This window comes from Arthrobacter sp. Bi83, assembly GCF_918698095.1.
Taxonomy (GTDB): Bacteria; Actinomycetota; Actinomycetes; order Actinomycetales; family Micrococcaceae; genus Arthrobacter.
This window is the reverse complement of sequence record NZ_CAKKLY010000048.1, coordinates 1-20684: the sequence shown is the minus strand read 5'-3', so window position 1 is coordinate 20684 and position 20684 is coordinate 1. Positions and strand designations below refer to the sequence as shown.

Below are 20684 nucleotides of genomic sequence, written 5' to 3'. Positions count from 1 at the left end.
GGTGCAGCTAGCCGCGGGACAGGTCGAGGGCGAAGGAGGCCCAGGCGTCCGGGTTTTCCCGCAGCGTGACGTCCAGGCCGGACAGCTCGCGGCCGTCGGTGTCGTCCCGCAGCTGATCCGCCACGGCCTCGGCGATGTACTGGGCCAGTGCCTCCGTGGTGCTCAGTTTGCCGGCGAAGTCCGGGTGGTCGTCCAGGTTGCGGTAGTTGAGCCCCGCGAGGACCTCTTCGATGATCCCGCCCGCGGCGCCGATGTCCAGGACGATGGCGTCGTCGTTGAGCGAACGACGACGGAAGGTCACCTCCGCCACGAAGGTTGCCCCGTGCAGGGCCTGGGCGGGCCCGAACGCCTCCCGGGGAAGGCTGTGGGCGATCATGAAATGGCGTCGGACGGTCAGGCTGAACACTGGTTACCTCTTCGTTTCGGTTGACGGGTACTTGCGTGAGTAGTCAATGACGTGGCACAGCGCATCCAGGCTGCCGTCCGAGAGCCGCTGGACGACCTCGGGCAGCTCCCTGAATGCTGAGGCGCCGGTCAGGAAGGCATCAAAGACAGGGTCCTCCAGCAGCGACACGGCAAGGTCCAGCCGGTCGGCGGTGGTGCGGCGGTGGCGGCGGGCCCGCGCAACGGCTCCCACCTGGCTCGCGCGGATGGACAGCCGGCGGGCGTGGAAGTCCTCCCCCAGTGGGAGGGTGACTTTGCGGTCCGCGTACCAGGACATCTCGATGATCTCGCCTTCGTCGCCCACGAGCTTGAGGCTGCGTTCCAGGCCGCCCTCCGAGGCCGAGCAGTGGAAGACGATGTCGCAGTCCGGCAGGGCGTCGTCGGGGTGGGCAAAGTCCACGCCCAGGGCATCGGCGAGCTCCTTGCGCGCCGGGTCCAGGTCCACAAGCTGGAGCCTCGCCAAGGGGAACGTGCGGAGCAGCGTGGCCACCATGCCCCCCACCAGTCCCGCGCCGATCACCGCGATGCGGTCGCCCAGCCTCGGCCCGGCCTCCCACAGCGCGTTGACGGCGGTTTCCACGGTGCCGGTGAGCACCGCCCGGCGGGGAGGGACGGCGTCGGGAACACGGGTCAGCGCGGAAACCGGAACAACGTACCGGTCCTGGTGCGGGTGGAGGCAGAACACCGCCTGCCCGACCCAGCTCTCCGGGCCCTCCTCCACGACTCCCACGGAGAGGTAGCCGAACTTCACCGGCGAGGGGAAGGAACCCTCCTGGTACGGGGCGCGCATCTGCTCCGCCACACAGGGCGGAACAGCGGCACGGTGCACCACGAGTTCGGTGCCCTTGCTGATGCCCGAATACAGGGTTCGGACCATAGCCTCATCGGGGCCAGGACGGCGAAGCTCCTCGGTGCGGAGCTCGCCCTGGTCCGGGCCGGTGGTCCAATATGAGGTCGCTTGTGCGGTCTGCTGGGAAGTAGTCATCTTGCTTATGAATCTAGTGCCCGGCCGCGTTTCCGGGGAAGAGGAGGCCCGGCGTGGCCCGCCTGGCAGACCGCTGCAGAGTGCCGTTTTGGGGATGGAGGCCTTGCTCCGGTACCCTATACAGGTTGGTGACGTGTCCGAGCGGCCGAAGGTGCAACACTCGAAATGTTGTTTGGTGTCAAAGCCAACGTGGGTTCAAATCCCACCGTCACCGCCAATAAGAAAGGCCCTGCTTCCCTTTGTTTACAAGGGAAGCAGGGCCTTTTGCTTTGCCCGGAATTAGGCGGGTGGGCACATTTTGGGCACATTCGCCAGAGAGACGGCGTGATCTAGAGCGTCCGAAACTGAGTCCAGATCCCCGTCAAACAGATCCGCGTACGTGTCCAGCGTCATGGCTGCCGAGCTGTGGCCGAGCATTTTTTGGACCACTTTCACGTTCGCGCCGGCCGACACGGCGAAGCTCGCGGCCGAGTGCCGGAGGTCGTGAGGTGTGATTCGGGGAATACCTGTCCGCTTTACTGCGCTGCCAAACCAGCTCATGTTGTCCTCATGCACTCTGGCCAGCCGTAAGTGGTGCCCGTTCTCGCCGGGGAACACCAGATCGTCGCGCGCCTTGCCTTCACATTGCCGTGCCAGGTGCTCCCCCAGGAATCGCGGGAAGGGCACAGTACGCTTCTTGTGGTTTTTCGGGGTGCCCAATTCGATCACGGAGCCAACCTGAACGGCGTTTTCCTCGATCATCAGCCGGCGGCGCAGCATATCCAGGTGCTTGACCCTCAGAGCCGTTGCCTCACCCCACCGGATGCCGCAGTACGCGAGCACGAGGACCAAACCCGGATACTTGCTCGCAGCAGCCAGTGCATGCACCTGCTCATGGGTGAGGTAGACGTGAGGCTTTTTCACCTTGCGGGGTAGGGACACGCCCCGGGCGGGGTTGCTGAGAGTCCGTCGATCGCTCACGGCATCATCCAGGATAGATGCCAGCACGCCGTAGGCCCGGATTACCAGAGTGGCCCCTTTGGGCTTCCGCGCCGGCGTCGCGCCCGGATCCCCGAGCGTCATTTCGGACACCCACTGCTGAACAGCGGTCTTCCGGACATCGGCCACGGCGACACTCCCCCATGCGGGCAGGACGTGGATTCTCCAAGCGGATTCTAGCGGCCGGTACGCGGATGGCTTCAGATGGGTCTGACGGGCCAGCCACGCGGCTCCCAGCGGCCCAATGAGTGCCTTGGCTGCCATAGCATCGATGAACTCCCCGCGGGCCTTGGAGACCTCCACGCTCGCCAGGAACAACTCCGCGTCTCGCTTGGTACGGAATCCCCGCTTCTTCGTCTGGGTCCGGTCCGGCTTGCGATACCGGACCTGATAGCGCCGGCCCGCCGTGGTGTGATAGGGCTCAATCGTTGCCATCGGCGGAGCGTCCTTCAATACCTACCTGCTCCATAAGGGCCTTTATGTCTTCCCCGATCGCAGCCAAACGCAAGTTGAATTCGTCGCTGATTGGTGCGTCGCTCGAGGGCACCCGCGACCCAACACCCGCGGGGCGGATTTTGCGGTCGTAGTTCGGGTCGAGGCCTTGACGGTTGCCCTCGATCGGGGATTCGCCTTCGGCCCAGTCCCACATCAAAACCAGGTCTCCGACCTTGGCGCCGGTTACTTCGAGTGGTTCATCCGAAGACCAAGGCAATAGGACCGCGTTTGGATTGACACCTAAGGCAATTGCCAGAGCCATTAGGTCGTCTACATCGACGCGCCTCGCACCAGCTTCGATTTTTTGAAGGCCGCTCGCGGAGATTTCATGCCCAACATCTCTGAGCTTCCGCTGAAGTTCCCGAAGCGTCAGACTGCCGCGTAAACGCTTGAGATTCCGAGCTACGGCTTCACCGGTTGGGCCCATGTCGTGCCCTCGAACACGCTGTTTATATTCCGCCATATAAGAAACGATACACGCCATTTTGACAACACGCGCGATAAGAAACTATCGTCCCTAATACGACGTGAAAACCGCTGAATAAGAGAAAGTCGGGCCATGGAATCAGAACTGCTTACCGCAGCAGAGCTCGGAACAAAACTTCACAAGACTGCACCCGCCCTAGCGCAGTGGCGCTACAAGGGCATCGGCCCCAAGTTCGTGAAGATTGGCGGCGGAGTTCGGTACCGAGCCAGCGACGTGGAAGCCTGGCTCGACGAACAGACTCGCTCGCAGACCGGCCAAGCTCTCCCAAGTGCCTAGCCGCCAGCCCAGTCCTGCAGCCTGCAGCCTGCAGGCAAAGAAAGGGCGCCCCCGGAGTCGTCGCCAAACAATCCGCCGGAAGCGCCCAATAGCCGATCAAGATCCAAGGGACCTCATGCCTGAGCCTAGCATTGCCGTTCTCGAGTCGAGTAAGAAATCGTTGTCAATCGCGTTCGATCCGAAGGCGAACAGTCACCAAACATTGCCTGCCGTGCACGGCAATTTCTTCCTCGGGATGGCCCAGAAATGAGCTGGGAGGCCCAAGCCTGGGCCCGGGACATGGGAAAGCGTTTTGAGCTAGACCCCAGCCATCGCTGGATGCTCACAGCCTTGGCTAACTACGCCGACAAGGACGGCAACAACATCTACCCGAGCATTGCAACTCTGGTGATGGACACGGGCTTCGGGGAAACTTCGGTGCGACGCCATATCAAGCACCTCGCCGCTATCGGCCTCATGGAGTACGGAAACCAGGAAGCTGCGCTCAAATTCCGTGCTGGAAATCGACCAAAGGTATACCGGCTAACCATGAGTCAAAAAACCTCGCCTCCCCACGCTGAGGAGTCCCGATCTGAGGCCCCCCAGCTTGAGGGGTCCCCAATTGAGAGGTCTCAAATTGGGGGGTCCCAAACTGGCGGGTCCCAAAAGTCGCCTTTGGGGGGTCCCAAAAGGGGTGCCACAGTGGGAGTTAAAACTAGAAACCCAAAAGAAAACCTCTGCGCCGTTTGCGAGCGATCCCGCCCAGCCTCCGTCATCGACCCATCCGGCACTTGCGCTGATTGTCTCGGCTTCGGCCCCGACGCTGCCGTTGCTGGCGCATCGTTTCTTGCGCAGCGTCAACTCGCGAGACAAGCGCGCAGGTTAGGAGCACTCCCCTAGCCCGTTATAAACGATGCCATTCGCCCACTTATGGATGACGCACTCTTTCATCCGAGCATGGGGGAGACCGCGACGGAGCAACGACTACGTACGAGAGCTGGGCTCCCCGGACATGTACTAAAGGGGCTCTTCGGCATATGTAAATTCGACCTATCGCACCGTTTTCGCGTTACCGACGATAATCTCTCTTATCGTCGGTAACTGCCCAAATATCCCGTGTTTTCGCGGATTTTCTTGATCCGATACGCCCACGACAGAGAGAACCAAAGTTGCCAAATGCAAACCCTCCGGAGCGACGCTCCCGAACTAGCGGCCACGGCCAACGGCGTGAGAAGGACCCTATCTCCATATTGAGGACCCTTTTGTCAGACGTTGAATCAGGCATGGTCACGTTGCCACAGGATGTTCGTTCCAAACTCGAGATGTCCGTTGGCCAGCTGAAATTTGCGGTTGAGCACCACGACCTTCTCACACAGGTACTGGCGGCCGGACATTCCCAAGGACTGGTTCAATCGGACGTCACAGCTAAGGCTGAAAAGCCCAGCGAGACCAGCCAAAGGATGAGAAAAGTGCTTGACGAAGTAGCAAAAACGAAACATGTTGGTCGCCCGCGCGCGCTGGATGTCCAGATAATCCAGCGCATCGTGAAAATGCGCCAAGACGGCATGACCATTGCCGCCATCGCCGGCCAATTGACCCAGGACGGCATCCCGACGTCGCGAGGCGGCAAGGCTTGGAGTACGGGAACGATTCAGACAGTTTTGGGATCAAGGACAGCCCGCTGTATGTACATCGAACCCAAACCTGCCCGTCCGGCCTTTGAACCGGCGGCGGCAAGTTCAGAGCGGTGAGTCCTTGCTGATTTCGCACCCCCACCGCCGCGACTTTCTGCCCGGGCAGTTGATGCCAACCTCAACGCGGCGGCGAATTCGATAGTTGTGGGAAGGGCCGAGAAAGGCCGCCGCTGGATTGGAACCACTGCGTTGCTTATCTCGGCCCTGACGCCCTTAGTGCTCGCTGCTGTTGAGCGCTACTGGCGTTGACGACGCTGCCACATCCGAGGGGTCGATTGGTTAGCGCCGGTCGGCCCCTCTGCAACACATACTAGGCGTCGCCGGCCTTCTCCGCCATGCCGATCGGAGTCCGGCGCCGACACCACAACGGGTTTGTCATGGCAGCTTTCTGCAGGAGGGGTGGCGAAACGCGCGACGGGCGGCCGAATCCGCAGCAGTGGTATCACCGCCGATTTCTCGGTTCCCCTTCGTTGGAGGACCCTCCGCTTCTCCGGACATTCACGAAGTCGGAGAACGCCAAGTGACGTGGGCAAGGACCTGGCGTAAGTCACCCTGGCAGAGCCACTTATTGAAGCGGCAATCACGGTCTAGGCTGGCCGCTATGACCGCCATGGAAGAAGTCAAAGTCATCGTCAAGACGGCCCTCGGCCGCGATGACCGGCCGCTGGTGAACCGTATGCTCAGCCAGATGACTCCGGAGGCTGCACTACTTTGGCTTCAGGGGTCCGAGCCATTCCTTGGAGGGGCACGGCCCGTTGACGTTCTCGCCCTCGATGGCGCCGGCCCCCTCCTGGACACCTTGGGCGCGCTCGAACAAGGCGGATTCGCCTAAAGCGGGGAAGGCGCAATGGAGAAAAAGCCATTCCTGACCAGGGACGACGTCCTTCGCATCCGGGCCACCGTCGACGCAGATTATGAACGCTACGTGAACAACCTCGCCGGCGGTACGACAGATGACCTGGGGCCTATCCACGCACAACCTCCGACATCGGGAACCGAGACCACAAACACTCAACCGCCATAAGGACGCCGATGGGCTGCACCAAAACGCCCAATTGATACGCAACCCGCAAAGCCAACCTTCGCCGACGCCCTAATGCGCCGCACCTGTGGCCGATGCGGTTGAACACCCGACAGGCACCCTGGCAGCCGTATTTCTCCGACTGCCGCAATCCGCATCTCCGGGGCCAGCGGATTTCCCACCGTCATCGCCGGTGAACGCTCAGCTCCAGTCGCTAACTGCTGGCGGCCCCGACACTCCCGCACGGGTCCCCCTGGCGGCACCCTCGTGTCTGATTCGCCGCATACTGAACTCCAGAGCGGTTCGTGACTCTGAACACTCCTTAAAAGGTTAAGATCGGCCGTTCCAAGCTTCGGCGCCTCAGGATGCTGACGCAAAGTCGGCACCTAACCCGGCAGCCCGCGGCGGTAACCGCTGCAACCGCAAATGCGGAGTCCGGTCTGCCTTGGCTATCGTGTGCTCACGGCTATGAAGGACGAACACCGTCTGAGCTCGAGAAGAGCCACCGCGATCATCCGGTGTGAGTTGGAGCGCGGAGACCTTGATTTCGCCTTCCGGGTCCTGGTCACCGCCATCACTGACTTCCGTCAGACATCACCGTCGAATCATGCGGATTTCCTGATACCTCCGGGCTCCACCGGATCCCTACGGTGGGACACGCTGCTGGCCGCGGTCATCGGCCGCGAATGCGAACGGCTCGGAATCCCCAAACCTCCCTGGACACAACCGAATCCCCTGGCGGAAGAGTGGGCTGTCACGACCCTGCCGAACGCCACAGAGCGGTGGCTGGCCAGAATTAAGTCCGGCACCCCAGTTGAGTTCTCCCGCCTAGGCATCTGGATCCGTGCCCGGGATCTGGAGACCATGTAACGGCGACCCGTTTGCGTCAGCTCCTTCCTGAAGGCCCTCGGCACCCATCCGGCGGTAACGATCGAGTGAGCGAGGTACGGTGCTGTTCAGGTTCGGGAATGCCTGCCTTCTGTGTGACATAGGAGGCGGCATGGATGAGCTCTCCGAGCAGATGCAGGTCGTCCAATTGCGGGTTCGCGCTTGTTACTGTCGTGTACCAGCCGCTCCAGTCGAGCTCGCTCACTGGGTACTCCACGTCCCCGGACCGGGAACGGAAATAAAGTTGCTCCCCTGCCGGCTCGTTCCCCGGGTCGGGTCCGGGTGCCGGCTGGCGGTTCGGAGCTGCCCAGCCGGCGGTGATGACCGCCTGGGCGATGTAGTTCTCTCTTTCGTACCAGGGCATGTCGTACGAGGGGTCGTCCGGGCACTGGGTCTCCATATGAAGCCTCCTTGAGCAGGGTAGCCAGCAGGTCCTCGCGTTCCAGATGCGGGGAGGCGGCCGACAAAGCCGCGTACCACTCGGACCAGTCGAGCCGGGAGACCGGAAAATTCATGTCGAGGGATTCGGAGTAGAAGTGCAGGTGCATATCCGCCTTCGGGTTGCAGTTCCCGGGTGTTTCCGGCCTGTGCGCTGCGTTCACCACTGGGCTCCGGCTTCGTCTTCGAAGGCCGCGAGGACACGGGCTGGTTGGTCAAGATGGTCGACGGGGCGGCCCCCGTCCGCGAACCATGTCGTCGGAGATGTCATCCACAGGACAACGTCAGCACCGTCCCAGCTGTACTCGTCCGCGATCGTCTTCAAATCCTGCATGAGCGGGCGAACCCTCATCGACCCGGCACCGCCGCATGACGGCTCAACAACGAATCCGGGGTACAACTCCTGGCCTCGGTACCGCAACGAGAAATCAAGCGCGTCCGCCTCATTCCCGGGGCCGAGGACGTCCCGGACTTCACTCGCCGTCAGAAACCCGAACTCACGTCCGACACGCTTGACCGCGTTGATCGTCGCCTGCACCGACCGGACAAGCTGGGGTGAAACGTCCGCCTCGACGCTCTCCAAGGCGCGGAACAGGGCGGCGATGGTCTCCGCCTAATAATCAGGCACAAGTTGCCCGTCGTCTTTCTCGTCAGAGGGTCCTGCAGGTGGGGCCATTGCCATTTCCTCCTCGTCCACGAAGGGTGCCTCGATACGCGACCCTAACCCAAACCTAAAGGGGTGAAAAGCGCCGATCCTCCGACCTCGTCAGCCCCCTGAAGGGTGGCTTTGGCGAGGTTCACATGCGCCTGCTGCACCTTCTCTGCTCAGCGTTTCTCGGGCTGGGGGCCTGGTGTGCGGCTACTTCGTACAGCGAGGAAAAATTGTGCTCGCTGCCGCTCGGGTCGAATCGATTAGGGTGATGAGCATGAACTTAGCGGAGTGGGGCGAGGAGCTCACTGAGTCTCTAGCCGATGGCCCGGGGGCGCCCGCGCTGCTAACTCTGGCACAGTGCGGGAACGCGACTGCCAGCGACGAGGTCATGGAGATGGCTCGTCAGGCCGTTGATGCCGCCGGCTGGCCCTTGTACGAACTCACCGCAGATCAGGTCGGCGGCACACCCCTCACGCTACAGGAAACCGGTTTCCTCATCCTCCGTGGCGTCGCCGCGCCGCTTCCCGGAGGAGTACCAGTGCTGGTGGCCGCCTTTCAGCACCTCGTGCGCCGAGGTCAGCCCGTAGGACTACTAGTGGTGGGCTCCGCGGATGGCATCGACGCACTATGCAGGCACCAGGCGATGGGGTTTCTGAGCCGCGCGGAGTGCGTCGTTCACGGCGGGGAACTCTCCTCCTTGACCCGATGGATTACCAGCGGGCCGCGGATCAGATGCCGAGGTAGGTTCTTTGGACTTACTTCCGCGCGATTGCTTCTTGGCTGCCACCGCGCCTCCGACGAGGCTCAAAATGGACGTTTTGTAAAGTAGAAGTGATCCAATTGCAGAATTTGCGGATCAGGAACCTGGGATAAGCCTTCCCTATTTTCGGATGCCTGGGTGCTACAGCCCGCGCGGATCCGGGCCTGTTCGACGACGTGCGGGCACCAGTTCGGTGTGGAACGATCGACGGGTTTGAGATGCCGCACAGAACGATAAATTCTTAGCGGACGCACCAGATGGTTTACTAAGTCGTCGATCATGTCTTCGACTCCCAGAGCGGCTAGAGTGCACGCGGCCCTTGTTCAGAGCGGATAGTCCTTGGCGTCGGGCCATGGCTCTTCCCAACCTCGGTTCTGCGGGTGGCTCGATAGCCACTGGCGAATGTTGATCAGGACTTCATCGACGTCGTGGAGCAGGTCCCGTTGTTTGCGGATGAAGGTGCGGTCCGTCAAGTTGGTGCGCAGGGCGTGGGCGGGCTTCTGCCGCGCCGCGCGGACTTGGCGCAAGGGTTTCAACGCCCACTTAGCACGATCTGCCTTCACATGGTTCATCGTCATGAAAAGCTCAAGCCGGCCAAGGGTGCCTAGACGGTCGTTTCGCTCGTTTATCCGTGGAACCGTGGCCTTGTCGAGTGCAGCGCCGTCGATGTTGTCCGACAGGAGCTTGTCGAACGAGTGAATGAAGTGGTCCCATTCCCGCTGGTCCGCCCGGAGGATCCACCCAAAGTCGTCGGGCAGTTCGTGCGACCGGAAGAGTCGCGCACCCCATACGTTCTCGAATAGGTCGCTGATGGCTTTGAGCTCCTGCGCGAGCCGGGTGAAGGGTCCCATGCCATCCGGCCAGCGGCCCATTTGCGAGGCGTACCAGACGGGGTGAGGGACGATCCCTTCCGCGTCAACCTGAAAACTCGCCCAACGCTGCTGGTGCTCAGGGGTCAGGTCGTCCAAATCACCGTAAAAGGCCGCGACGCGTCGGACGATCGGCGATTCCGGGAGCTCCGGGTCGTAATGGCGCATGTCGTAGGCGAAGCCGAGGTGCATAAGCCCGACTCTGTCCTTCTTTGGCTGGTCTTTGTCGTCGTACGCCTCGTCGGACAGCCCGAAGTTGATGCCGAAGTCGCTCATTCCGAACCTGTAGCGGGCGTCGTTGCGGTAGCCCTCGAGAACGTCCGAGCTGAAGAACGCGAGTTCCAGCGTGGACCGGCCGCGCGCCATTGCCCTGGCAAAGGGGGCGTCGTCGAACTTCTCGGGCAACTTCATCCTCCTCAGTGCCTTCGCCTTTGGGTAGAGGCAGACACCGTAATCGTCATCGGAGAGTGCTCGAAGTTCTTCGATCTGCTCGGCGACGGTCCTGCGCGAAGGCCAAGGGCGGATGTGAATGTTCATGTAGTCACTCGGGCCAACTACTTCGATCAGGTCGGCGTTTGCCAGCTCGACCGCTGCCTCGATCTCGTCGCGTGAATTCCGGGTGGTGCTGATATGCAGCCCGTTGAAGTCCCGTGACTCCATGTAGCGCCGTTTCGTCTTCTTCAGCATCAATCGCGCGGAGACAGACAGGCCTTCTTTTGCAACCATACCGATCTAGCCGTTTTCCCTGGTCAAAACCTGGCTGGGTTCGCCTGCAGGCTCTGGCCACACCGGCTCGGCCTCAGGTGTGGTCACGCCTTCGACGGACACAACGACACACCGGTCCACGAACTTGGCAAGAACGCTCAGCGTCGCTAGCTGTTCGAGGCCGTCTTGTTCGGTAAAGTCCTCTGCGACGTGCGTCGCTGGGTTCCGGATCACCATGTTGACTCCGGGGGCGAAGCTCAGAAGGCCGGACTGCATCGTTTTGACGTCCTGGTCGTCCGAGTCGCCTGGCCAGCGCAGCCTGGGCTTACCCTCCTGAGGGTCAGAGGTAGCGAACGCCTGCTGCCACAGAGAAGTGTCGCTCGCGTTGTTCCGGCTGGTGAGCTGCTTCATTTGGCCGCTGACGGCTTCCGCGGAGGCCGCAACTGCTTGACGGAGATGGCCATCGTTCCAGAGACGCTGGGCCGCGGCCCACACCAGAGGATGCAGGAGCGAGGGTTCTATCGTCGGCGACGTTAGCGCCTTGGCCTTCGCCTTGAGACCCTCCAGTCGGCCTGCCGCCTGGAGACAGCAGCCTCGGACGACAGGGGCGTCGAGCAGCGGCTTCGGCTCAAGCATCCGCTGCCAGTTCACGAAGGGGTCCAGCGCCCCGAATCCCTGGACTGCGAGTCGGACGTCCGTGACGCCGCTGAGATCCATGAGCGCTCCGGCGAGGCGGTTCAGCTCATCAGTGAGAACTCGGACACGCGCCTTGTCAGCGCCATCCTTCCGCAGGACAGCAGGAGCCACCCCCAAGGCCATAGCCCCGAACCCGGAGTTCTCGACATGGTGCGTCATGAATTCTTCGAACGCCCTCGAAAACTCCTCGAGGCGCTCCGCCAGGAAGTCTAAGTACTCGCTATTCGTCCGGACGTCCATGTCTCCCCTGACCTACTCGTGGCGTTCGCATCCGACGGCGTCAATCGCCGTGGGTCGGCCACTTTGCGACAAGTCTGCCGGATCTGCGCCAATTCGTACGAACTGGAGGCCCCTGAACGCGATACTCGAGCAACGTTGGTTGTGGAGGTCTGCAACAGCGATGCATTTCACAGCGGAAGTTGCACTAGTCGTTTTGATGTTCTCCCTGTTGAAAAGGGGCTGAAGGACGGCGGCTCATCAAGCTGGGATGTGATTCCTGCGGTGTCCGTAAGTCCGTCCATGCAGCCGGCAACGGACGTCATTTCGTGTTGAATGATGATTACTGCATCTCGTGCTCTATCACCAGCCCCGGCACCTCGCTCCAGAGATCAGGGTTTCCACGTGGCGAGGTGGTCTGCGAATCGTTCCATGACGTTTGAGACATCCTCGTCGATCCGCTCCCAGGTGTTGCCGGGGTAGACGGCTTCAACTACGCCACTCATGGGAAGGCTAGGGTCAAGTTAAATGGCGGGGTCGTTCATCTCGTAGTGGACGCACCTGTTTCGCACCAACCCCGCTTCCCGGCACATCAGCCGCATGGTCGGCGGATCAGACAGTAGAGTCCTTAGTCCACGCATCCCAGCCGTATCTAGCACGGGGAAAGGCTGCTCCACCTGCCGCAGGGCCGAGAGTGAGTGGTACACCGTCACGGTTCGCGCTCGGAATGTGGCCTGTTCATGCCCGGTGGCCGTGAGCGGCAGGAACTCGCGGAGGGTGTTCAAATCGCCTTCAACCATGAGCAGGAGCGTCTTGAGCTCGTTCGGGAAATCTCGTTCGTATCTGGCTGCCAGGTATGTTGCGACGACACGATTGCTGTGTCTGATCCTGCATTTCGATAGGTCAAGGCTCCCCGTCAGGTCGGGCTCGCGAAGGTCAGCAGCGCTCAGTGCCACCATCGTTGCGCCCCACTCTTCGCTGACAGCCCGAATCGGGCCGCCGGACGTGCTGCGCGGGTCCGCAGGATCAAGATCCAGCCTGTACGCCATTGGGATGCTCGCCCCCATGAGGGATCCGTTCATGAAATTCGCGTTAGCGATTGCTTCCGTTCAGCGGAATGTTTATTGGAAGGGCCTGTGACATGACGTTCTCTGTACCAAAAGGCATTGCACGGTATTCAAAGGAGAATCATGGCACGAGTAGTTCGAGGTACCCCCCGCACCGCCCTTGACGTCGTTGATGGGCTTGCTGAGCTGGGTGTCGCCACAGTTCATGAATCCCAAGGCCGGACTGGCCTGCTCGATATCCGCCTTCGGCCCATCTTCCCGGCAAGGATCGCAGGGAACGCGCTCACCTGTGAGGTGGCTCCCGGGGACAACTGGTCCATCCATGTTGCTGTTGAGCAGGCCCAGGCGGGAGACATTCTAGTCGTGACGCCCACCAGCCCATGTGACGATGGATATTTGGGCGACCTGCTCGCCGAAAGCCTCTTGGCGCACGGTGTGCGTGGCCTTGTCATTGATGCCGGTGTTCGCGATGTGGACACGCTGACGGAAATGAGCTTCCCGGTGTGGTCCAAGGCGATCGGTGCTCAGGGAACGGTGAAAGAGACCGTCGGCAATGTACAGGTTCCCATCGTGATCGCCAACCAGCTTATTCGCCCCGGTGACGTAATCGTGGCCGACATCGATGGTGTCTGCGTTGTTCGACGCGAGGAGGCGGCAACCGTCCTGGCTAAGGGCCGTGAGCGTGAAGCGAACGAGGCCGCCAAGCGTGCACGTCTTCGATCAGGTGAGCTGGGCCTGGACATTTACAACATGCGCGACAAGCTCGCCACCAAGGGTCTGGTCTACGAGGACTACGCGAAATGACCAATACGCAGGTGGCTGTGCCCTGCACGGTGATGCGTGGTGGAACCTCAAAAGGGCTCTATTTCCTGGCCGAGGATCTGCCTGATGACCGCGGTACACGTGACGCTTTCCTGCTGGCAGCAATGGGCTCGCCGGATAAACGCGAAATCGACGGTATGGGCGGCGGTCACCCGCTCACCTCCAAAGTGGCCGTCATAAGCCGGTCAAACCGCCCGGGAATCGACGTGGACTATCTGTTTTTGCAGGTCTGGCCGGAGCGCGCCGAGGTCAGCGACCAACAGAACTGCGGCAACATCCTGGCCGGCGTCGGTCCGTTCGCCCTTGAAAAGGGTCTTCTTCCTGCCGCTGATGGCATCACGGCGGTCTCCATCTACATGGTGAACACCGATTCGAAAGCCGCCGCCTTCGTGGAGACCCCGGACGGAGTGGTGAACTACGCTGGTTCCGCCCGCATTGACGGCGTTCCCGGAACGCATGCACCGATCACCATCAACTTTGAAGATGTCGCCGGCTCAAGCTGTGGGTCGCTTCTGCCCACCGGCAACGTGGTGGACGTGGTCAAAGGCGTAGAGGTGACCTGCATCGACAACGGCATGCCGGTGGTTTGCCTCAAGGCCTCCGATTTTGGCATCACGGGCTATGAAACACCGGCCGAACTCGAAGCGAATCCGGTGCTTAGGGCCCGGCTGGAGGAGATTCGGCTGGACGTGGGGCGCTTGATGAATCTAGGCGATGTCACCAGCAAGACCGTTCCCAAGATGAGCCTGCTGGCTCCCGCCAAGAGAGGCGGTTTCGTCAGCACCCGCACGTTCATCCCCCACCGGGTGCATGAATCCATTGGTGTGCTGGGTGCCGTTTCGGTCGCCACCGCCTGCATGCTCGAAGGCAGCGTCGCCGCCCGGACCGGTGACCCGGTTCCACACGACAGCAACTCCGGTTCTGGCGTCGAGGTTGAAGTCGAGCATCCCTCCGGCTTTTTCACAGTCCAAATGGACGTTGACACGTCATCGGGCGAGCCCGTCGTGACCAAGTCCGCCTTGCTTCGCACCGCTCGAATGCTGATGTCGGGCTCAATTTTCGTCCCTCAATCATCTTGGGAGAACTCATGATCCTCGATTGCCATGGCCACTACACAACCGCTCCCGAGCTCCACAATCAGTGGCGGATTGACCAGCTGGCGGCATTTAGGGTCGGTCAGCCCAGCCCCGCCTACCCCAAGATCTCCAACGAAATCATTCGTCGGTCCATTGAATCGAACCAGCTGCGCCTCATCAAGGATCGCGGTATCGACCTCACGATCTTTTCTCCACGGGCATCCGCCATGGGTCACCATGAAGGTGACCAACGCATCAGCCTGGAATGGACCATCGCGTGCAACAACCTGATCAAACGCGTCGTAGATCTCTTTCCTGGAACGTTCGTGGGGGTCGGCCAGCTCCCGCAGTCCCCCGGGGCTGACCTGACAGAATCGATCAAGGAACTCGAACGATGCGTCACTGAACTTGGCTTCATCGGCTGCAACCTTAATCCCGACCCCAGCGGCGGGCAGTGGGACTCGCTGCCCCTGACCGACAAGTACTGGTACCCCCTTTACGAGAAAATGGTGGAGCTCGACGTTCCCGCTATGATTCACGTCTCGGCGTCGTGCAACCCCAACTTCCATGCGACTGGCGCGCACTACATGAACGCGGACACCACCGCATTTATGCAGCTTCTGCAGGGAAACCTGTTCGCTGACTTCCCGACCTTGCGGTTCATCATCCCCCACGGCGGTGGCGCTGTTCCCTACCACTGGGGTCGGTATCGCGGCCTCGCGGACATGCTCAAGCAACCCGACCTGGGTACGCATCTGATGAACAACGTCTTCTTTGATACCTGCGTTTACCACCAGCCGGGAATCGACCTGCTCCTTGACGTCATTGACAACAAAAACATCCTGTTTGGTTCTGAAATGATCGGCGCCGTCCGCGGCATCGATCCTCAGACCGGCGAGTACTTTGACGACACGAGGCGCTACATCGACGCCGCTGACATCTCCGACCAGGAGCGCGAACGAATCTTCGCTACCAACGCCCAGGCGGTCTTTCCCCGGCTCAAACAAAAACTGGAGGCCTTGGTCTGATGAACATCCTCACCTTTGCGAAAGACGCAGACTGGCTCGACTGGCACCCCAACCCGAGTAAGCCCACGTTCCGGGTTCCAGCCGGGGCCGTCGACGCGCACTGCCATGTTTTTGGCCCCGGCAGCCTCTTCCCTTTTGCCCCCGAACGCAAGTACACGCCTTGTGATGCCAGCAGGAATCAGCTGTTCGCGCTGCGGGACTTTCTCGGCTTTGAAAAGAACGTGGTTGTTCAGGCCACCTGCCACGGTTCGGACAACTCGGCTCTCCTGGACGTCCTGGAGCACTCGAACGACAAAGCCCGCGGCGTGGTCACCGTCAAGCCCCATGTAACGCCCACGGAGCTGGCCCGGATGCATGAACTCGGCGTGCGGGGGGTCCGGTTCAATTACGTCAAGCGTCTGGTTGATCCGAAACCGGACGAGTACTACCGCGAAATCATCGAGAAAATCCGTCCCCTGGGATGGCATGTTGTTCTCTACTTCGAACCCGCCGATCTGCGGGAGAAGTGGGACTTCTTCACGTCCCTGAACATTCCTATTGTCATTGACCACATGGGCCGGCCCGACGTCACCAAACCTGTGGACGGACCGGAGTTTGCGGAGTTCCTGCGCTTCATGCAGGAGAACCCCAACGTGTACTCGAAGGTCAGCTGCCCGGACCGCATCACGGTCAGCGGCGCCCCGGCCTACGCCGATGTGGTGCCCTTTGCCAGGGCCGTGGTGGAGGAGTTCCCCGACCGGGTTCTGTGGGGGACCGACTGGCCGCATCCGAACATGAAACAAGAGATGCCCGACGACGGAATCCTCGTGGACTATGTCCCGTCGATAGCAATGAGCCCGGCCTTGCAGGAGAAATTGCTCGTAGCCAACCCCAACAACATGTATTGGAGCTGATGATGAAGCCCGATTTTGAGCAGTTCAAGGACCTTCCCGGCACGACCATCTTCACCATTGAAAAAGCCCGTGAAGGTTTCCACTTCAACGAATTTTGCATGAGCCTTCGTCAGGAGGAGAACCGCAAGAGGTTCCTCGCCGATGAGCGCTCCTATCTGGATGAGTGGGAGATGACGGAGGAGCAAAAAGAGGCTGTCCTCACCCGTGACTTCCAGAAGATGCTCGACAACGGCGGCAACGTCTACTTCCTGTCCAAAATCTTCGCGGCAGAAGGACTGTCGTACGTCCAGGCGGTGAGCACCATGACCGACATGAATGTCGAGCAGTACCAGGCGATGATGAAAAGCGGTGGCCGGCACATTGATGGCTGGCGCTCCAAGAAAGAAAGAGGCGAAGCGTAATGGCAAAAATCACCGCCGGAATCGCGACCAGCCACGTGCCCGCAGTAGGGGCAGCTATCGATATGGGCCGCACCGAAGAGGACTACTGGAGGCCCATGTTCGAGGGCTATGAGTTCTCAAAGAACTGGATCAAAACCAACAATCCGGACGTGGCGATCATCGTCTACAACGACCACGCCTCCTACTTCGGTATGGAAATCATGCCCACGTTCGCCGTGGGAGTGGCCGAGTCCTTCGAGATCTGCGATGAAGGATACGGGCCGCGGCCGGTCCCCCCGGTAGAAGGCGCCCCGGAGCTGGCAACCCACTTGGCTGCTTCCCTCATCCTTGATGACTTCGACCTGACTGTGTTGAACGTCCTCGAGGTGGACCACGGGTTGACGGTGCCCATGTCGCTCATGTTCGGCACCCCGGACAAATGGCCGGCCAAAGTTATTCCTCTGGCCGTAAATGTCGTGATGTACCCCCAGCCCTCCGGCGAACGTTGCCTTTCGATCGGCAAGGCCATCAGAAGGGCGGTGGCGGAGTTCGACGAAGACCTCAATGTTCAGATCTGGGGAACCGGAGGCATGAGCCATCAGATCCAGGGTGCTCGCGCAGGTCTTATCAATTTGCCCTGGGACCAGAAGTTTATGGACGACCTCATCAACGAGCCCGAAGTACTTCAATACAAGCCCCACCTCGAATACATGAGGGAGGCCGGCTCTGAAGGCGTTGAGCTCATCATGTGGCTCATCATGCGCGGAGCCCTCGGCGACAAAGTCGACGAGGTCTACCGGTTCAACCACGTACCTGCTTCCAACACCTCTGTTGGACACCTGATCCTCACTCCGAAGGAAGAAGCATGACCGTAAATATCGCTGTCGTAGGCTTGGGCGCCTTCGGCCACAAGCACCTCGACGCCATCAGCCATATCTCTGACGCCAAAATTCAGTACGTTGCCCACAGCAAGATGGACATCGCGAAGGAGGTCGCCGTCAAGTACGGAGCGAAAGCCGCCTTCACCAGCTACTCCGAACTACTGGAGCAGGATGACCTTGACGGGGTCATCCTCGCTACCCCAACCCAGATGCATCGCGCCCAGACCCTGGAAGCCCTGCGCGCCGGCAAAAATGTCATGGTGGAAATCCCCATGGCAGACTCACTGGCGAGCGTACAGGAGATCGTGGACGCCCAGAAGGAAACGGGCCTCATTGCGATGGCCGGCCACACCCGGCGTTTCAACCCGTCGCACCAGTACGTGCACAACAGGATCAGCGCGGGTGAGTTCTCCATCCAGCAGATGGATGTGCAGACCTACTTTTTCCGCCGGACTAACACCAACGCCCTCGGCCAGCCCCGCTCCTGGACCGATCACCTGCTGTGGCACCATGCCGCCCACACGGTCGACCTGTTCCAGTACCAGACCGGCGAAAAGATTGTGAAGGCCAACGCCGTCCAGGGACCCAAGCACCCCGAACTTGGCATAGCCATGGACATGTCCATCCAGCTTCAGAGCGAGAACGGCAAGATTTGCACGCTCTCACTCTCCTTCAACAACGACGGCCCCATCGGGACCTTCTTCCGCTACATCGGCGACACCGACACGTACATCGCCCGGTACGACGACCTCGTCGACGGCAAGGAAAACCCCATCGACGTCTCCAAGGTGGCGGCATCGATGAACGGCATCGAACTGCAGGATCGCGAGTTCGTGGACGCCATCAAGGAAAAGCGTGAGCCCAACTCCAGCGTGGCCCAGGTTCTTCCCTGCTATGTGGTGCTCGACGCCCTGCAACAGCAACTCGAGTACTAGAAGGCCGGACTACGGGCGCTTACTGTACGGAATCTTCTTTCCGTGCAGGATGCGCCCGTAGTTGAACTCGATCCCGGGAAGCATGGTGCTCTCATACCCGGTCTCGTTGAGCATCGCCACCACATCCATGATTTCAATTTGCCGACGCTTGATGTGCTGAGCAGTACCAGACATGTACTGCTGGGCCGTTTCCGCTGAGCTGGCTTCGAACTTCTCCAGAATTTCCTGGTAGGCCCAACTCTGCATGCCTATGCTTTCGGCCGCCCAAAGACAGTCGATGACAGCCCCGGCAATCCCCTTGGTCAGCAGACTGCGGATGAGATGGCGCGCCGTTGCTTCGCCCGGAACTTCTGAAACATACCGGAGGGTCAGCCCGCAGGGTTTGAGCAGCTCTATCAGCCGTCGGGCTCCGGTACCGGCGACCTCCATAACCAGCCCCTCGACCGGGACGGGGTCCTGCTGGACGATGGTCACATCCACGAAGGAACCATCCGGGAAGAGTGCCGCGAGCTGCCTTTTCGTTGCCGGTGTGCCCGTCTTCAAATCTGCATAAAGCACATCCTCCCCGAGCAGGGGAACAACACGTTCCGCGATTCTTGGCTGCCCCGAGGAAGAACCCACGGCGAGGACCACGTCAGCACCAACCACAGCGTCCTCAAGGCTTCCCGCAGGAGACTTCGAAGCGGGATCAAACCTGATGACACTGGCACCGGCCCTCGTGAGCACATCGGCAACCTTGGACCCAGTCTCATTTTGACCGATGATAGTGATCTTGGGATTCGCGGTCATGAGCCTAATCCCCGCGTTGGTCTTTGATCGTATTCTCCCGGTCAAAAAGTTTCATCTGGGCGGCAGTATGGTGCTCACCCACGGGCTGCGTAACGTTATCGAGGGCCGCGATGTGTTCTGGGGTGAGTTTCACGTCCACAGCGAGCAGATCCTCTTCGAGGTGGGAGATGCGGATGGTGCCAGGAATCGGCGACCAGTCATCACCTTTACTAAGCAGCCAAGCCAACGCGACCTGCGAAAGAGTGGCTCCTGCTTCTTTAGCAACAGCTTCCACCTCTTCCAGCACAAGGAGGTTCTTCTCCAGTGCACCGTCCATGAAACGGGGGTTGCTTAGGCGCCAGTCATCCTTATCCAGCTGGTCAAGGGACCTGATTTTTCCGGTGAGGAGGCCACGGCCAAGCGGTGAGTACGGCACAAAACCGATGCCGAGCTCTTTCAGCAGGTCCAGGGTTCCGTCGTCACCGTCACGGGTCCATAGTGAGTATTCAGACTGAAGAGCAGTGATCGGGTGAACCGCGTTCGCCCGGCGGATAGTGTCCGGGCCCGCTTCAGAGAGGCCAATATGACGGATCTTGCCCTCGGTAACGAGTTCTTTCAGCGTACCGATGACGTCTTCGATAGGCACGGACTTGTCGACCCGGTGCTGGTAATAGAGGTCAATGTAGTCGGTATCAAGGCGGGTGAGGGAGCCCTCCACCGCCGCCCGGATGTTTGCTGCCGAACTATCCAAAGGCCCGGCATTCCCCACATGCGAGACCAGACCGAACTTCGAAGTAACAACGACCTGGTCACGACGGCCCTTCAAAGCCGTCCCCAGAAGTACTTCATTCTTGAAAGGCCCGTAGAGCTCAGCACTGTCAAAGTGGGTCACACCCAGTTCCAGGGCACGATGAATAGTACGGATAGACTCTTTGTCAGCCTGCTTATGGCCCGTATAGATATGGGACATACCCATGCAGCCGAGCCCTAGCGCGGAGACGGTGAGGTCACGAAGCCTGATGTATTGCACAGGAACACACTTCCGTTTGAGGTCGAATCAGGTGGAAAGCCCTGCATAGACGAGGACAGGGCATCGATTTTGTTTCCCCGCCTACCGGTCGCCGGGCCAGCCGGTGTAGGCCTCGGCGAGGTAGGCCATGCCGTGGGTGGAGGAGACCACAGAGTTGAGCTCGCCGAGCTGGCGGGCGCGGGAGAAGTCGTCCGCGCCGGCGGGGGTGTGGAGCATGGTGG

23 protein-coding genes, 1 tRNA gene and 1 pseudogene are annotated in these 20684 nt (G+C 60.6%); 13 read left to right on the top strand and 12 right to left on the bottom strand.

Going from position 1 to position 20684, the window contains the following annotated elements; translation table 11 throughout:
* Positions 1-7: 7 nt before the first annotated feature.
* A complete protein-coding gene (locus tag LQ144_RS18545) occupies positions 8-406 on the bottom strand; it encodes a 6-carboxytetrahydropterin synthase (protein ID WP_230120180.1) in 399 nt (132 codons plus the stop codon).
* A 3-nt stretch (positions 407-409) separates the two neighbouring features.
* Positions 410-1429 (bottom strand): zinc-binding alcohol dehydrogenase, encoded by a 1020-nt coding sequence (locus LQ144_RS18540; RefSeq protein ID WP_230120179.1) that lies wholly within the window; start codon positions 1427-1429, stop codon positions 410-412.
* A gap of 127 nt (positions 1430-1556) precedes the next feature.
* On the opposite strand from LQ144_RS18540, the gene LQ144_RS18535 reads away from it, so the two are divergent.
* Positions 1557-1646: transfer RNA gene (locus LQ144_RS18535), tRNA-Ser, on the top strand.
* Positions 1647-1708: 62 nt separating this feature from the next.
* On the opposite strand, the gene LQ144_RS18530 is transcribed toward LQ144_RS18535, so the two are convergent.
* Both LQ144_RS18530 and LQ144_RS18525 read right to left on the bottom strand, forming a co-directional pair.
* On the bottom strand, positions 1709-2842 hold the full coding sequence (locus LQ144_RS18530) for a tyrosine-type recombinase/integrase (RefSeq protein ID WP_230120178.1): 1134 nt from the start codon (positions 2840-2842) through the stop codon (positions 1709-1711).
* A complete protein-coding gene (locus LQ144_RS18525; RefSeq protein ID WP_230120177.1) occupies positions 2829-3365 on the bottom strand; it encodes a helix-turn-helix transcriptional regulator in 537 nt (178 codons plus the stop codon). The genes LQ144_RS18530 and LQ144_RS18525 overlap by 14 nt, the downstream gene beginning before the upstream one ends.
* Before the next feature lie 96 nt (positions 3366-3461).
* On the opposite strand from LQ144_RS18525, the gene LQ144_RS18520 reads away from it, so the two are divergent.
* The 5 genes from LQ144_RS18520 to LQ144_RS18505 all read left to right on the top strand — a co-directional run bounded on the left by LQ144_RS18520 (position 3462) and on the right by LQ144_RS18505 (position 7229).
* Positions 3462-3665: a helix-turn-helix domain-containing protein gene (locus LQ144_RS18520; protein WP_230120176.1), complete on the top strand. Its 204-nt coding sequence runs from the start codon at positions 3462-3464 to the stop codon at positions 3663-3665.
* 246 nt (positions 3666-3911) lie between these two features.
* Positions 3912-4544 carry a helix-turn-helix domain-containing protein gene (locus tag LQ144_RS23180; protein WP_354962171.1) on the top strand — a complete coding sequence of 211 codons (633 nt, stop codon included), beginning with the start codon at positions 3912-3914 and terminating at the stop codon, positions 4542-4544.
* Positions 4545-4906: 362 nt separating this feature from the next.
* Positions 4907-5395 (top strand): recombinase family protein, encoded by a 489-nt coding sequence (locus LQ144_RS18515; protein WP_230120175.1) that lies wholly within the window; start codon positions 4907-4909, stop codon positions 5393-5395.
* 544 nt (positions 5396-5939) lie between these two features.
* On the top strand, positions 5940-6170 hold the full coding sequence (locus LQ144_RS18510) for a hypothetical protein (protein WP_230120174.1): 231 nt from the start codon (positions 5940-5942) through the stop codon (positions 6168-6170).
* Positions 6171-6827: 657 nt separating this feature from the next.
* A complete protein-coding gene (locus LQ144_RS18505; RefSeq protein ID WP_230120173.1) occupies positions 6828-7229 on the top strand; it encodes a hypothetical protein in 402 nt (133 codons plus the stop codon).
* A 16-nt stretch (positions 7230-7245) separates the two neighbouring features.
* Here the strand turns inward: LQ144_RS18505 and LQ144_RS18500 are convergent, their stop codons facing one another.
* The 5 genes from LQ144_RS18500 to LQ144_RS18480 all read right to left on the bottom strand — a co-directional run bounded on the left by LQ144_RS18500 (position 7246) and on the right by LQ144_RS18480 (position 12665).
* Positions 7246-7647 carry a hypothetical protein gene (locus LQ144_RS18500; protein ID WP_230120172.1) on the bottom strand — a complete coding sequence of 134 codons (402 nt, stop codon included), beginning with the start codon at positions 7645-7647 and terminating at the stop codon, positions 7246-7248.
* Positions 7648-7845: 198 nt separating this feature from the next.
* Entirely contained in the window at positions 7846-8268 is a 423-nt protein-coding gene (locus tag LQ144_RS18495) for a hypothetical protein (RefSeq protein WP_230120171.1), read from the bottom strand.
* Between the two features lie 1152 nt (positions 8269-9420).
* On the bottom strand, positions 9421-10692 hold the full coding sequence (locus tag LQ144_RS18490) for a hypothetical protein (protein WP_230120170.1): 1272 nt from the start codon (positions 10690-10692) through the stop codon (positions 9421-9423).
* A gap of 6 nt (positions 10693-10698) precedes the next feature.
* Positions 10699-11526 (bottom strand): TIGR02391 family protein, encoded by an 828-nt coding sequence (locus LQ144_RS18485; protein ID WP_230120169.1) that lies wholly within the window; start codon positions 11524-11526, stop codon positions 10699-10701.
* 581 nt (positions 11527-12107) lie between these two features.
* Complete coding sequence (locus tag LQ144_RS18480) at positions 12108-12665, bottom strand: hypothetical protein (RefSeq protein WP_230120168.1); 558 nt, start codon at positions 12663-12665, stop codon at positions 12108-12110.
* A gap of 108 nt (positions 12666-12773) precedes the next feature.
* On the opposite strand from LQ144_RS18480, the gene LQ144_RS18475 reads away from it, so the two are divergent.
* From LQ144_RS18475 to LQ144_RS18445, 7 genes are read left to right on the top strand one after another with little or no spacing between them, the layout of a single operon-like run.
* Positions 12774-13454, top strand: a complete 681-nt coding sequence (locus LQ144_RS18475) for a 4-carboxy-4-hydroxy-2-oxoadipate aldolase/oxaloacetate decarboxylase (RefSeq protein ID WP_230120167.1) — start codon at positions 12774-12776, stop codon at positions 13452-13454.
* The gene (locus LQ144_RS18470; protein ID WP_230120166.1) at positions 13451-14563 is read left to right on the top strand and encodes a 4-oxalomesaconate tautomerase; all 1113 of its coding nucleotides are present in this window, start codon (positions 13451-13453) and stop codon (positions 14561-14563) included. Before LQ144_RS18475 ends, LQ144_RS18470 begins: the two co-directional genes overlap by 4 nt.
* Positions 14560-15576 (top strand): amidohydrolase family protein, encoded by a 1017-nt coding sequence (locus LQ144_RS18465; protein ID WP_230120165.1) that lies wholly within the window; start codon positions 14560-14562, stop codon positions 15574-15576. The genes LQ144_RS18470 and LQ144_RS18465 overlap by 4 nt, the downstream gene beginning before the upstream one ends.
* The gene (locus LQ144_RS18460) at positions 15576-16469 is read left to right on the top strand and encodes an amidohydrolase family protein (protein ID WP_230120164.1); all 894 of its coding nucleotides are present in this window, start codon (positions 15576-15578) and stop codon (positions 16467-16469) included. Before LQ144_RS18465 ends, LQ144_RS18460 begins: the two co-directional genes overlap by 1 nt.
* The gene (ligA, locus tag LQ144_RS18455) at positions 16469-16870 is read left to right on the top strand and encodes a protocatechuate 4,5-dioxygenase subunit alpha (RefSeq protein WP_230120163.1); all 402 of its coding nucleotides are present in this window, start codon (positions 16469-16471) and stop codon (positions 16868-16870) included. Before LQ144_RS18460 ends, ligA begins: the two co-directional genes overlap by 1 nt.
* A complete protein-coding gene (locus LQ144_RS18450; RefSeq protein WP_230120162.1) occupies positions 16870-17718 on the top strand; it encodes a class III extradiol dioxygenase subunit beta in 849 nt (282 codons plus the stop codon). The genes ligA and LQ144_RS18450 overlap by 1 nt, the downstream gene beginning before the upstream one ends.
* Positions 17715-18665, top strand: a complete 951-nt coding sequence (locus tag LQ144_RS18445; RefSeq protein ID WP_230120161.1) for a Gfo/Idh/MocA family oxidoreductase — start codon at positions 17715-17717, stop codon at positions 18663-18665. Before LQ144_RS18450 ends, LQ144_RS18445 begins: the two co-directional genes overlap by 4 nt.
* Before the next feature lie 9 nt (positions 18666-18674).
* Here the strand turns inward: LQ144_RS18445 and LQ144_RS18440 are convergent, their stop codons facing one another.
* The 3 genes and pseudogenes from LQ144_RS18440 to LQ144_RS18430 form a co-directional block, all read right to left on the bottom strand.
* Positions 18675-19454: a hypothetical protein gene (locus LQ144_RS18440; RefSeq protein ID WP_230120160.1), complete on the bottom strand. Its 780-nt coding sequence runs from the start codon at positions 19452-19454 to the stop codon at positions 18675-18677.
* A 4-nt stretch (positions 19455-19458) separates the two neighbouring features.
* Positions 19459-20463, bottom strand: a complete 1005-nt coding sequence (locus tag LQ144_RS18435) for an aldo/keto reductase (RefSeq protein ID WP_230120159.1) — start codon at positions 20461-20463, stop codon at positions 19459-19461.
* An 81-nt stretch (positions 20464-20544) separates the two neighbouring features.
* Positions 20545-20684: pseudogene (locus LQ144_RS18430) on the bottom strand (4-hydroxybenzoate 3-monooxygenase); the annotation flags it as partial.

Bases quoted from the DNA above. Each gene is read 5' to 3' on its own strand.
- LQ144_RS18540 (WP_230120179.1), bottom strand. From the start codon at position 1,429: ATGACTACTTCCCAGCAGACCGCACAAGCGACCTCATATTGGACCACC.
- LQ144_RS18530 (WP_230120178.1), bottom strand. From the start codon at position 2,842: ATGGCAACGATTGAGCCCTATCACACCACGGCGGGCCGGCGCTATCAG.
- LQ144_RS18525 (WP_230120177.1), bottom strand. From the start codon at position 3,365: ATGGCGGAATATAAACAGCGTGTTCGAGGGCACGACATGGGCCCAACC.
- LQ144_RS18520 (WP_230120176.1), top strand. From the start codon at position 3,462: ATGGAATCAGAACTGCTTACCGCAGCAGAGCTCGGAACAAAACTTCAC.
- LQ144_RS23180 (WP_354962171.1), top strand. From the start codon at position 3,912: ATGAGCTGGGAGGCCCAAGCCTGGGCCCGGGACATGGGAAAGCGTTTT.
- LQ144_RS18510 (WP_230120174.1), top strand. From the start codon at position 5,940: ATGACCGCCATGGAAGAAGTCAAAGTCATCGTCAAGACGGCCCTCGGC.
- LQ144_RS18505 (WP_230120173.1), top strand. From the start codon at position 6,828: ATGAAGGACGAACACCGTCTGAGCTCGAGAAGAGCCACCGCGATCATC.
- LQ144_RS18500 (WP_230120172.1), bottom strand. From the start codon at position 7,647: ATGGAGACCCAGTGCCCGGACGACCCCTCGTACGACATGCCCTGGTAC.
- LQ144_RS18490 (WP_230120170.1), bottom strand. From the start codon at position 10,692: ATGGTTGCAAAAGAAGGCCTGTCTGTCTCCGCGCGATTGATGCTGAAG.
- LQ144_RS18485 (WP_230120169.1), bottom strand. From the start codon at position 11,526: ATGACGCACCATGTCGAGAACTCCGGGTTCGGGGCTATGGCCTTGGGG.
- LQ144_RS18480 (WP_230120168.1), bottom strand. From the start codon at position 12,665: ATGAACGGATCCCTCATGGGGGCGAGCATCCCAATGGCGTACAGGCTG.
- LQ144_RS18475 (WP_230120167.1), top strand. From the start codon at position 12,774: ATGGCACGAGTAGTTCGAGGTACCCCCCGCACCGCCCTTGACGTCGTT.
- LQ144_RS18470 (WP_230120166.1), top strand. From the start codon at position 13,451: ATGACCAATACGCAGGTGGCTGTGCCCTGCACGGTGATGCGTGGTGGA.
- LQ144_RS18465 (WP_230120165.1), top strand. From the start codon at position 14,560: ATGATCCTCGATTGCCATGGCCACTACACAACCGCTCCCGAGCTCCAC.
- LQ144_RS18460 (WP_230120164.1), top strand. From the start codon at position 15,576: ATGAACATCCTCACCTTTGCGAAAGACGCAGACTGGCTCGACTGGCAC.
- ligA (WP_230120163.1), top strand. From the start codon at position 16,469: ATGATGAAGCCCGATTTTGAGCAGTTCAAGGACCTTCCCGGCACGACC.
- LQ144_RS18450 (WP_230120162.1), top strand. From the start codon at position 16,870: ATGGCAAAAATCACCGCCGGAATCGCGACCAGCCACGTGCCCGCAGTA.
- LQ144_RS18445 (WP_230120161.1), top strand. From the start codon at position 17,715: ATGACCGTAAATATCGCTGTCGTAGGCTTGGGCGCCTTCGGCCACAAG.
- LQ144_RS18440 (WP_230120160.1), bottom strand. From the start codon at position 19,454: ATGACCGCGAATCCCAAGATCACTATCATCGGTCAAAATGAGACTGGG.